Here is a 10,982-nt window from a genome sequence, read left to right as displayed (position 1 = left end):
GGCCTGATGATCAACCGCCCGGCCGCACACGGAAATCCTGACAGTCCCCGCGAGTCCGGGAATGAACGAGTGTTGTAAGAGCCGGACGGCCACTCACGTGGAAAGTGAACCAGCCAACAATGCCGACGAACGAAAGCGACCAGAAAAATGCAATTGGAGATTAAAGCGGCCATCACTACTTCCGATGAGGGCCCTCAATCAGGATTATCGGCCAATCTGAAAGTCATCATGCGATGTAAAGCGATACAGCTGTCGCTCTTGGTAGCGTTGGTGACACCTCTATCTGCGACCGCCAATCCTCCAATCTCAACCAAATCAGACCGCGCTCCGGAAATGCGGCTGGCCGGCAAGACAGTTACACTGCCTCTTGTCATGGTCCGGGAGTTTCCCTTCATCGAGGGCGAGATCGCAGGTGTGAGGGGCAAGTTCATGCTCGACACCGGTATGCAGGATGCCCTTGTGATCAACGATCATCGGGTGCCGTTAGTTGGGGGAAGCAAGATAGGCACCGGTCATTTCGGCAGTGGCCAGACCTACGATGTGCGCCTCCATTCTGAGGTCCGGAAGATTCGTATCGGGGATATCGACTATCCGCGCGTAACCAGCGTGCGGAGCCAGGACGCGCGTATGCTCGAGAAGATCACGCCAGATTTTTTAGGCTGGATCGGCTACGGATTTTTCTCCAGCTACGCTATGAAACTTGATTATCAGCATTTAGAAGTAACCTTCTACGAAGAAGGTCCTGACAGATTTCTGGGTGGCGAAAAGCTCGTTGCAGCATTGCCGTTCGAAACCCGGAAGCTCCCCAACATCCCTTTGATACGGGCGCGTATCGGCGATGTGGATGCGATCGTCAGCCTGGACACCGGCATGTATGGGTCTCTGAATATCGGTGAGGAAAAAAGACGGCGCCTGCTTGACGGTGGTCAGCTAAGCTCAACGGAAAACCCGGACACATTCGACCTAGCGACTGTTCGGATTGCCGATAGGATCGACGTCAGCGCTCCGGGCATCGAGGTCGAAGAGGGCGCGTCGGCCAGCGCAGCGCCGGTTGGAATTACCGAAGATACAGAACTCGAACTCGGTTTTGTCTTCCTGCGGAATTTCAAGACTGTCTGGGACTACCGAGAGAAACAGCTCTACCTCCTTGCGCAATGATTTCTGACGGACGGCGAAATACGTGTCTCGACCGTCCCGTTGCACGCGAGGACCCGGGTTTCTCAGCATTTGTTCCTGCTGAACATCATCAGGTCAGGTCAGCGCTGCAGATCGATCAGCGGTGAGTTGCCGAACATGTTCTTGTATTCTCGGCTGAACTGGGCCGGGCTTTGATAGCCCACCTCGAATGCAACACGCGCCACATTGGTGCTGCCAGCCACAAGCAACTTTCTAGCTTCGAGAAGGCGCATTTGACGCTGAAAGGCGAGCGGGCTGTATCCGGTAACAGCCTTGAAGTGCCTATGAAATGAAGTCACGCTCATGCCTGCGCTTGCTGCCAATTCCTGGATGATCACTGGTTCGTCGTTATGGGCGCCTAGCCAGTCTGCGGCCGCCTTGATTTGCCGAACACGATCGTTCCGCTCCACGATCTGACGTAGCGTACCGCCCATCGCGCTTTGCAGGAGACGATAATAGAGTTCGCTTTCGTAGAGTGGCGCGAGCACCCCTATGTCGTCAGGCGCGTTCACAAGGCCGACGAGCTGCGTGAACGCTTCGCCGACCACGCCACCCAGATCGCCCGCCGCTACCGCGCATGTCCATCGCTCCTGATGTTTAGGCATGTCGAGTACGACCCTTGTGAGCCTATCGACGTCCAGATGGAGGCTGATGCCGACATACGGAGCATACGGCGTCGCGCCAATGAGCTGATGAGAATAGGGCAGCCCAAAGGATGACGCAGCGCAGTCGCCGGCCGACATCTCGAAACGGTTGGCGCCCATCGTCAGGACTTTTGCGCCACGCGCGACGGCATAGAACATAGGCTCAAATACCGCCGCTGTGGGGGGCGTGACACTCGTGCTCGTCCATAGCGTCAAGCGTGGAACAGGTGTTGCCTGCCCAACAAGCCCGCCACGCGGAGCAATATGGGGTGCGATATCGTCAAGCAGGCGGCGGGTCGCGATCTCGAGATCAAACATACCCATTAGTTAGTCACTTGGTAGGATCAGGCAAGGGTAAGGTAGTATCGGGAATGCCGTTTCCTTGTCGCTGACCTATCTCAAGGACAAGGAAATGCGAAGCGATGACGAGGCTCCGAACCAAATTGCCGACGCCAATCGTGCACTTGCGCGAGGCGGACGTGACGGGCGGCGATAGCTTTCACACAACATGACGAGCTGAGACTGAGCTGCACACTGCTCGCGCCTTGCATCATACGGACTCGCGCCACCGGCAGCGTCAAAATGGTAGAAAAGGACAAATATATGATCGATCTGAATGGAAAACGTGCGTTGGTTACGGGAGCTTCGCGAGGCATCGGAGCCGCGATCGCGCTGGCGCTGGCCGAAAGCGGCGCGGACATCGCGTTCACCTACCAGCACGCCGCCGAAAAGGCTGACGAGGTCGCTCAAGCTATACATGGTGTCGGACGTCGCGCGGTCGCCATACAGGCCGATAGCGCAGACCCGGATGCGATCACGCGCGCCGTGAGCGAGGCCGTCTCGGCGCTCGGTGGTCTTGATATTCTCGTCAATAGCGCGGCGATCGGCCATTCCGGTCTGATCGCCGACCTCGATGTGGCCGAGTATCAGAAGCTGATGGACGTCAACGTGCGAGCACCAGTGCTATTCGCGAAGGCCGCCATTCCGCATCTCTCCGCTGGGGGGCGCATAATCTCGATTGGGTCGGGGCTCGGCGAACGCGTCCCATTTCCGGGCGTAACGGCCTATGCGATGTCCAAGGCCGCGCTTACGTCCTTCACTCGCGGGTTGTCACGTGAACTCGGGCCGCAGGGCATCACCGTGAACCTCGTGCAGCCCGGATCTGTGGATACTGACGCGAACCCCGCAGACGGCCCGGCGGCAGATTTCCAACGGAGTTTGACGTCTCTGGGCCGCTTCGCCAAGCCGAGTGAAATCGCGAATGCGGTCGTGTTTCTATCAAGTCCCGCGGCGAGTGTAATTACAGGCGCCACCTTGACCGCCGACGCGGGCGCGATCGCCTGACAGCGGGCGCTCGGTAGCGGTTGGGCGCGAAATCGGCGTCAGGGGATCAGCACGATACGGCCGAGGACCTTGTTGTCCTCGGCATACCGATGGGCGGCCCCTGCCTCGGCGAGCGGAAACCTTCTGTCGATTGGCACGGTGAGACTGCCTTTCGCAACGTCGGCGAGCATCATGTCGATGGTTTGGCGCACCGCTGCACGTGACAGGACGGTTCCCATGAATACGCCGATGACCGTTTGATTTCGCTGCACCGCTGGCCAAAAATCCACTGTCAGAGCCCCGCCGCCGGCATTGCCCACGGACACCAAGACTCCTTCGTCGCGGAGCGCGGCGAGGGATGTCGCCAAGGTGGAACCTACCGGATCGACGATGAGGTCAACGCCTCGGCCGCCGGTGAGGTCACGGACCACGTCCACGACCGATTCGACGTTATGGTCGATTACACGCGATGCACCGAGCTCGATGACGCTGCGGACGCGATCCTCACCGCTAGCGACGGCGATTACGGTCGCGCCGGCCTGGCGGGCGAGCTGTACTGCCGCGACCCCGACACCCCCCGCTGCACCTTGGATGAGGACGGAGCTTCCGCTTGAGAGCCGCCCTCTCGCGAACAGGCAATGATGGGCAGTTCCGAAGCCGATCGGGATCGCCGCGGCTTCTGCTACGCCTGCGCCTGCGGGCAGCAGCCAAGTCTGATCTGTCGGAACTGCGCGGAGTTGGGCGTGGGATCCATCCAAGCCCCATGAGGTAACTCGGTCGCCGGGCTTGCGGTCCGTGACCGCGTCACCGATCGCCACCACCGTGCCCGCTGCGGCATAGCCGACGACATATGCGGGGTGCCCCGGCGGCGAACTGCGACGGTTGATCAGGTCTCCGCCCTCAACGGATATCGCCTCGACCTGGATCAGGACATCCCGCGAACGAATTTTGGGGTCGGGCACGTCCGTGTAGCGAAGGACTTCCGGTGGACCGTTATGATCGTAGACAGCCGCTTTCATCGTCGTTCCTTTCGATGCGCGACGGACCGAGGCGGTTGCGTAGGAATTGCTGGGACCGGAACGCAAATTTATCTGCATGTGGCACTGCCGATCACGATCCGGTAGCATCGGCGAACGTGCATCTGTGTTGCATAATCAGGAGCGCTGCCGCCGACATCAATCGCCATCGGTGGAGTTAGGTGCTTCCTCAGCGTGCGCAGCTGCTGTCATCAGTGTTCCCCTATCGGCGACGGAGTTTTCAGGACGCGGGACTACCGAGACGGTGTTGGCAACGCCAAACTCCGGCACAAAACGCGGCCGTCCGAAGCGGATATTGGCATGGGGGAGTGATGTTTGCCGAATATGATCTTGGATCTGCGAAATCTGCGCTGCGCGATCGCGGCGGCGGAAACTGGCAGTTTCGATGAGCGAGAGAGATGCTGGCATTGTCCCAATCGTCACTCAGCCGACGCATTCAGCATCTTGAGCACCGATTAGGCGTTCCCCTGTTCAAGCGAAGTCGAATTGGTGTTTCGCCCACAACGGCAGGCGCTGCCTTCTTGGAACGGGCAATGGCCGCCCAGCAATTAGATCTCGCCGCTCGTTACGCAGTTGCTGTCGACAGTGGGGAGGCGGGGCAAGTCCGCATCGGAGTTACATCATCGCGCACCGGCGGGTTGTTTGGTGATGTGCTGCGTCAGTTTAAAGCTCTATTTCCATCGGTGAACATCACCCTCACGGAAGATACGACGAGTAGGACAAGCCATAACGTGGCCATGGGAACGCTCGACGTCGCCTTCGCTGATGATGCCGAACGAAAAGGTATCGATAATCACGTCCGTGGGTCCAGGTCCATCACGAGCGCAATGGTCCGCGCATTTTGCTGATCCATAGGTCCGTTCCTCGACCTGCGGCAAGGGGTCGAGAAACGGCCTACGCGTGGGTGGTCGTGATCTCCATTGCGAAAGCCTCTGGCCGAACAACAAGATTTGCTCACGCCAGTCCGAAATTGCCTTGGCTCGCGTCCGACGTGCTGCTTGTCGGGCGGAATATCGGCGGATGGCTCCTCGCAAATATGACAGGAGAGATAGCAATCCTGTTTTGATCGGCCTGGATGCCGAAGCTCTCGGTTTGATCCATCTGCCAAGGTGAAACCTGACGATACGGGTGTCCGAATACACCTGTTCTATTTCGTTACAGTTAGCTGAGACGCGTTCCCCCAACCGTGGTCATTTTCCAGCAGATTGGACAATCTCCGATTTGGCACGCTTTGTGCTTAGGGGTTACCAACTATGATATAATGGAGGGAGAGGATAATGGGTAATCTCAATAAAGGTTCGCTTTTGAAGGCGGCCCTGTGGGGAGGCGTTGCGTTGTGTACGCCGATGGCCAGCACGGCGGCATGGGCGACCGACGTTGATGCCGGCGACTATGTCGCACTGCCGCCGGGATCCAATCTGGCCATTGTCTATGCGCAATTTGCCGAGCGCGACGCCATCTATGCCAAGGGCGACAAGCAGCCGGGTGATCCCGGATTGGACTCGACCGTATTCATTCTGCGCGGCGTTCACTATATGGACATTGCCGGCCTGACGGTCGACCCGCAGTTTCTGCTTCCGCTCGGTCAGCTGGAAGGGAAGGGCGATACGCACGCTTTGGGTAAAAGCGGCGGCGCGGCCGGCGATCTTATCCTCGCAGCCACCGTTTGGCTGGTGAACAAGCCCAAGAGCAATACCTATTTCGGTATCACGCCATTCGTCTATGTGCCGACAGGATCATATGATCGCACCCGCCCCCTGAACCTGGGCGAGAACCGTTGGAAGTTCGTGCTCCAGGGCGGCTTCGTTAAGGGGGTCACGCCCAAGATCTCGATCGACCTCGTCGGCGACGTGACCTTCTATGGCAAGAATAACGACTTCGGCGCGTCTGACGCAATCCGCAAGCGGGCAGTTCCAGGCTTTCGCCCGTTATCAGCTCAAGCCGAACCTCGATTTCCGCGTCGGCGGCTCGTTCGTCACGGGTGGCGAGACGAGGATCGATGGCATCAGGCAGCAGGATCAAGCGAGCAATTGGAAGGGCAATGTCGGAATGGCCTGGTTTCCGGCGAAGACCGTGCAATTGCTCGCCACCTACGGCCGCGACATTTCGGTGAGGAGCGGATTTCGGGAATCGAACCGCCTCAATTTGCGTCTTCTGAAGGTCTTCTAAGTATTTGAGAGAAAGAACAAAGACATGTCGATCATCTTTTTCGGGCGGGGAAAGCCGGGGCGAATGGCCCTTGTGGGGGCGGGCTTCCTCTTGCTGGGTACGACACTGAGTGGTTGCTCGCGGTCGAACGAAGCGAGCAACCGGGCACCCGTCGATACCTCGAAAATCGCCGGGAAAATTAACGGTGACTTTATTGTCAAGAACGCTGCGACTTCCGAGGAATGGCCCAGCTACGGCCTCGACTATTCGGAAACGCGCTTCAGCAAGCTGTCCCAGATATCCACTGACAATGTCGCCCGACTGGGTTTGGCCTGGACCTATGATCTGGGCTCGACCCGCGGCGTAGAGGCAACGCCGCTTGTTGTGGACGGGATCATGTACGTGACAGCATCCTGGAGCGTCGTGCATGCAATCAATGTACGGACGGGGAAGCAGTTGTGGACGTTCGATCCGCAAGTGCCGCGCAGCGCGGGCGGCAAGGGGTGCTGTGACGTCGTGAACCGGGGCGTGGCCGTCTATGAGGGAAAAGTCTTCGTCGGAGCCTTCGATGGTCGTCTCATCGCGCTTGATGCGGCGTCCGGCGCCAAATTGTGGGAAGAGGACACCAGACTATCGCCGGACTCGCCAGCCACCATCACCGGCGCGCCGCGTGTGTACAAGGGCAAGGTCATCATTGGTAACGGTGGCGCGGAGCTGGGGTTGCGTGGCTATATCACCGCCTATGATGCGTCGTCGGGCAAGAAGCTCTGGCGCTGGTTCACGGTCCCGGGAGATCCATCGAAGCCGTTTGAGAACAAGGCGATGGAAGCCGCCGCCAAGACCTGGGACCCCAGCGGACGCTATTGGGAGGCGGGCGGTGGCGGCACCGTCTGGAACAGCATGGCGTTCGATCCGCAGCTCAATCTCATGTATATCGGCGTCGGAAACGGGGCGCCTTGGTCGCGCAATCGCCGCAGTCCCAAGGGCGGCGACAATCTCTATCTCGGATCGATCGTCGCGCTCAATCCTGATACCGGCGAATATGTCTGGCACTATCAGGAGACGCCGGGGGACAACTGGGATTACACGTCGACGCAGGATATGATCCTGGCCGACATGACGGTCGACGGCGCGCCGCGCAAAGTGATCCTGCATGCGCCCAAGAACGGCTTCTTCTTCGTCATCGATCGGACAAACGGCAAATTCATCTCCGCGAAGAATTTCGTGCCGGTGAACTGGGCCTCGGGCTATGACAAGGCGGGCAGGCCTATCGAATTGCCCGGCGTCCGCTCGGCCACGCCCTATGAGATCATTCCCGGTCCTTTTGGCGGGCACAACTGGCATTCCATGTCGTTCAATCCGGCTTTGGGGCTGGCGTTCATTCCCGCGCAGCATGTGCCGCTTTCGCTGGCGGACGATCCGAAATGGAAATATCGCTCCAACATTCCAGGCCAGCCCATGAGCGGCATCGGTTGGAACACAGGCAGTTTGCTGGGAGGCGCGGCGACGAAGGCCAAACCCTTCGGTCGCCTGATCGCATGGGACCCGGTGCGCCAGAAGCAAGTCTGGAGTCAGGAACAAGTTTCGCCGTGGAATGGTGGCACGCTGACCACAGCGGGGAATCTGGTGTTCCAAGGAACCGCAGATGGGCATTTCGTAGCCTATGATGCGCGCAACGGCCATAAAATGTGGGAGTCGCCGGTAGGCAGTGGCGTCATCGCGGCTCCGATCACCTACCAGATCGATGGCAAGCAGTATGTCTCGATTGCGGTGGGTTGGGGCGGTGTTTTCGGTGAGTCCCAGCGCGCTACCGACCGCAGTTCGCCTGGTACGGTCTACACCTTCGTCATCGGCGGCAAGGCGCCGTTGCCGCAGTTCGGAAAATATGAGCAGGGGGAACTGCTCTCGGGCGTGCCCTATGACAAGAAGGACGTCGCTCCTGGAGGCGCACTCTACGTCAGCAACTGTCTGTTCTGCCATGGCGTTCCTGGCGTCGACAAGGGAGGCAATTTGCCCAACCTGGGTTATGCGCCCCGCGAGGCGATCGCCAATCTTGAAGCGTTCGTTTTCGAAGGTGCGATGGCCGAGCAGGGTATGCCCGATTTCAAGGGCAAGCTTACCGCAGAGGACGTCAAGAAGCTCAAGGCGTTCATTCAAGGCACTGCAGATTCTGTGCGCGGACAACCTGCCGCGAGCGCAAAACCGAAAAAATAGGCTCGCTTAGAGAGGATGACCGGCGGTTTCGGCGCCCGCCGCCGGTCATCCGATCCTTTGTGAAAAGGCGGCGACAAACGCTTGCGCCGGTCAGGACTGAAGACCGGCGACCATGGGGCGCTCTGGATGCCCTGCATATTCGATTTTCCCACGTATGAGGCTGGAGACAAGCATGTCTGATTATAAGTTGCTGATTGGGGGCCAACTCGTGGAGGGCGATGGCACGCTCGAGGTCATCAACCCCGCACTCGGCGAAGCGTTCGTGACCGTGCCGCGCGCTTCAGCGGCTCAGGCCGACGAAGCCATCAAAGCCGCCAAGGCAGCCTATCCCGGCTGGGCCGAGACGCCCTTCGCGCAGCGCCAGGCCAAGCTCATCGAGCTTGCCGATGCCATCGCGGCCGATGGCGACAATCTCGCGCGCCTGCTGGTGCAAGAACAGGGCAAGCCCTTTGCCGAGGCCCAGGGGGAAGTTGCGTGGACGGAAGGATATCTCCGGCACTACGCCACTCTCGAGCTTCCCGACCGGGTCATACAGGACGATGAGCAGGCCCATATCGTCGTCAAGCATCGGCCGCTAGGCGTGGTCGTCGGGATCATCGCATGGAACTTCCCGCTGCTCGTCGCCTGCTGGAAGATCGGTCCCGCCGTGCTGGCGGGAAACAGCATCATCTTGAAGCCGGCCCCTACCACGCCCGTCACCGCCCTTGCATTAGGCGCGCTGTGCCGAGACATCTTCCCGGCGGGCGTGGTCAACATCATCACCGACGATAATGACCTGGGGCCGCATCTCACCGCCCATCCGGATGTCGCCAAAATTGGCTTCACGGGTTCGACCGCCACCGGCAAGCGGATCGCGGCGAGCAGCGCTGATACGCTCAAGCGCGTCACGCTCGAGCTGGGCGGCAACGATCCGGCCATCGTGCTGGAGGATGTCGATGTGCGTGAGACGGCGCTGGCGATCTTCAACGGCGCGTTCCTCAACTGCGGACAGGTCTGCCTGGCGGTGAAGCGGGCCTATGTGCATGAATCGATCTACGAGGCGATGTGCGACGAATTGGCAAGGCTGGCGCAGGAAGCCGTCGTCGATGACGGACTGAAGCAGGGAACGAATATCGGTCCGATCCAGAACCGCGCGCAATTTGAAAAGGTGAAGGGATTCCTGGAGGCGGCCCGGCGCGACGGCAAGATCATCGCCGGTGGCGAAGCCATGGAGCGAGCCGGCTATTTCATCCAACCGACCATCGTCCGGGATATCAGCGACGGCCATACGATCGTGGATGAAGAGCAATTCGGACCCATATTGCCGGTCATCGCCTTCTCGGATGTGGACGACGTGGTACGCTGCGTCAATTCCTCCGAATACGGCCTGGGTGGATCCATCTGGTCGAAAGATGTCGAGCGCGCCGCGGCGATCGCCGAGCGTATCGAAAGCGGTCAGATGTGGGTCAACCAGCATATCGCGATCGGCCCGCACATCCCCATGGCCGGCTTCAAAAATTCCGGCCTGGGTGTCGAGCAGTCCGTCGAGGGCCTCGCCGAATATACGCAGCTCCAAGTGATCAACATCAAGAGGTGACCGTGCTCTCAATTGCGAAAGGCGCGGCTGATGTTCTGCTGCTGGAGATGACGCTGGGAGAAGCCCTATCGGTGGCTGCCCGGCGCTGGGGGAGTGAACTGGCATTGGTTTCCCGGCATCAGAATATATGCTGGAGCTGGCAGGAACTGAACCGCGAAGCGGAACGGGTCGCGTGCGGACTGCTCGATCATGGGGTGCGTCGCGGCGATCGGGTCGGCATCTGGGCGCCCAATTGCGCCGAATGGACCGTGATTCAATTCGCGACCGCCAAGATCGGCGCGATCCTGGTAAACATCAATCCTGCCTATCGTGTCAGCGAAATCGAGTATGCGCTCGCAAAGGTCGGCTGCAGCGTGCTGGTGACGGCATCTGCCTTCAAAAGCAGTAACTACATCGCCATGCTACGCGAGATCGGGACGCGTAGTTTACCTGACCTTCGCCTGGTGATTTCGCTTGGTGAGCAGGCACATGACGGTTTCATTCCTTGGGAGCAACTGCGCGTGTCGGCGGATCCCCTGCTGCTGGGCGCGGCATCGGAAAGTCTGCGACCGGACGATGCCATCAACATACAATTCACCAGCGGCACGACGGGTTTTCCAAAGGGGGCAACGCTTACGCATCGCAACATTCTCAACAATGGTTATTTTTCGGGACAAACCATCAATCTCACCGTCAAGGACCGCATCTGCATTCCGGTTCCGCTCTATCATTGCTTCGGCATGGTCCTGGGTAATCTTGCATCCGTGACGAGCGGGGCTGCGATGATCTACCCCGGAGAGGCTTATGATGCGCGGATGACACTTGAGGCGGTGCGAGAGGCTCTGTTGCAAAGATTGGCGGCAGTCAGAGGTAGGCTGTCGCTCT

The 10,982-nt window shown here is 59.4% G+C and carries 10 protein-coding genes and 1 pseudogene; 8 read left to right on the top strand and 3 right to left on the bottom strand.

The genetic code is table 11. The annotated features are described in order from the left end of the window. Positions 1-147: 147 nt before the first annotated feature. Positions 148-1,158 carry a hypothetical protein gene (locus ET21_RS0119190; protein WP_125723805.1) on the top strand — a complete coding sequence of 337 codons (1,011 nt, stop codon included), beginning with the start codon at positions 148-150 and terminating at the stop codon, positions 1,156-1,158. A gap of 98 nt (positions 1,159-1,256) precedes the next feature. Here the strand turns inward: ET21_RS0119190 and ET21_RS0119185 are convergent, their stop codons facing one another. Beyond that, positions 1,257-2,144: an AraC family transcriptional regulator gene (locus tag ET21_RS0119185; RefSeq protein WP_202807143.1), complete on the bottom strand. Its 888-nt coding sequence runs from the start codon at positions 2,142-2,144 to the stop codon at positions 1,257-1,259. A 279-nt stretch (positions 2,145-2,423) separates the two neighbouring features. On the opposite strand from ET21_RS0119185, the gene ET21_RS0119180 reads away from it, so the two are divergent. After that, complete coding sequence (locus ET21_RS0119180) at positions 2,424-3,164, top strand: SDR family oxidoreductase (protein ID WP_030540912.1); 741 nt, start codon at positions 2,424-2,426, stop codon at positions 3,162-3,164. Positions 3,165-3,202: 38 nt separating this feature from the next. Here ET21_RS0119180 and ET21_RS0119175 read toward each other — a convergent pair whose 3' ends face one another. Further along, positions 3,203-4,162, bottom strand: coding sequence for a zinc-binding alcohol dehydrogenase family protein (locus tag ET21_RS0119175; protein WP_030540911.1), 960 nt, complete (start codon positions 4,160-4,162; stop codon positions 3,203-3,205). A 156-nt stretch (positions 4,163-4,318) separates the two neighbouring features. Continuing rightward, positions 4,319-4,588 (bottom strand): hypothetical protein, encoded by a 270-nt coding sequence (locus ET21_RS27850; protein WP_125723807.1) that lies wholly within the window; start codon positions 4,586-4,588, stop codon positions 4,319-4,321. Here ET21_RS27850 and ET21_RS28935 point away from each other — a divergent pair. The 6 genes and pseudogenes from ET21_RS28935 to ET21_RS0119150 form a co-directional block, all read left to right on the top strand. After that, positions 4,579-4,638, top strand: a pseudogene (locus ET21_RS28935) (hypothetical protein); the annotation flags it as partial. The gene ET21_RS27850 and the pseudogene ET21_RS28935 sit on opposite strands and share 10 nt — an antisense overlap. A 75-nt stretch (positions 4,639-4,713) precedes the next feature. Beyond that, positions 4,714-5,028 (top strand): LysR family transcriptional regulator substrate-binding protein, encoded by a 315-nt coding sequence (locus ET21_RS26720; RefSeq protein ID WP_030540910.1) that lies wholly within the window; start codon positions 4,714-4,716, stop codon positions 5,026-5,028. Between the two features lie 429 nt (positions 5,029-5,457). Beyond that, complete coding sequence (locus ET21_RS26055; RefSeq protein ID WP_202807142.1) at positions 5,458-6,357, top strand: transporter; 900 nt, start codon at positions 5,458-5,460, stop codon at positions 6,355-6,357. A 16-nt stretch (positions 6,358-6,373) separates the two neighbouring features. Beyond that, on the top strand, positions 6,374-8,542 hold the full coding sequence (locus ET21_RS0119160; protein WP_107917704.1) for a PQQ-dependent dehydrogenase, methanol/ethanol family: 2,169 nt from the start codon (positions 6,374-6,376) through the stop codon (positions 8,540-8,542). A 172-nt stretch (positions 8,543-8,714) separates the two neighbouring features. Further along, positions 8,715-10,118: an aldehyde dehydrogenase family protein gene (locus ET21_RS0119155; RefSeq protein WP_011950407.1), complete on the top strand. Its 1,404-nt coding sequence runs from the start codon at positions 8,715-8,717 to the stop codon at positions 10,116-10,118. Further along, positions 10,115-10,982: AMP-binding protein (locus tag ET21_RS0119150; RefSeq protein ID WP_030540909.1), on the top strand; the 868-nt coding region annotated here is incomplete at its 3' end. The genes ET21_RS0119155 and ET21_RS0119150, both read left to right, overlap by 4 nt.

This window comes from Sphingobium sp. DC-2, assembly GCF_000722555.1.
Lineage (GTDB): Bacteria > Pseudomonadota > Alphaproteobacteria > Sphingomonadales > Sphingomonadaceae > Sphingobium > Sphingobium quisquiliarum.
This window is presented reverse-complemented; position numbering and strand designations above follow the sequence as displayed.

Excerpts from the sequence above, each read along its gene's own strand:
- ET21_RS0119155 (WP_011950407.1), top strand. The coding sequence starts at position 8,715 with ATGTCTGATTATAAGTTGCTGATTGGGGGCCAACTCGTGGAGGGCGAT.
- ET21_RS0119185 (WP_202807143.1), bottom strand. The coding sequence starts at position 2,144 with ATGGGTATGTTTGATCTCGAGATCGCGACCCGCCGCCTGCTTGACGAT.
- ET21_RS26055 (WP_202807142.1), top strand. The coding sequence starts at position 5,458 with ATGGGTAATCTCAATAAAGGTTCGCTTTTGAAGGCGGCCCTGTGGGGA.
- ET21_RS0119180 (WP_030540912.1), top strand. The coding sequence starts at position 2,424 with ATGATCGATCTGAATGGAAAACGTGCGTTGGTTACGGGAGCTTCGCGA.
- ET21_RS27850 (WP_125723807.1), bottom strand. The coding sequence starts at position 4,588 with ATGCCAGCATCTCTCTCGCTCATCGAAACTGCCAGTTTCCGCCGCCGC.
- ET21_RS0119190 (WP_125723805.1), top strand. The coding sequence starts at position 148 with ATGCAATTGGAGATTAAAGCGGCCATCACTACTTCCGATGAGGGCCCT.
- ET21_RS0119160 (WP_107917704.1), top strand. The coding sequence starts at position 6,374 with ATGTCGATCATCTTTTTCGGGCGGGGAAAGCCGGGGCGAATGGCCCTT.
- ET21_RS26720 (WP_030540910.1), top strand. The coding sequence starts at position 4,714 with ATGGCCGCCCAGCAATTAGATCTCGCCGCTCGTTACGCAGTTGCTGTC.
- ET21_RS0119175 (WP_030540911.1), bottom strand. The coding sequence starts at position 4,162 with ATGAAAGCGGCTGTCTACGATCATAACGGTCCACCGGAAGTCCTTCGC.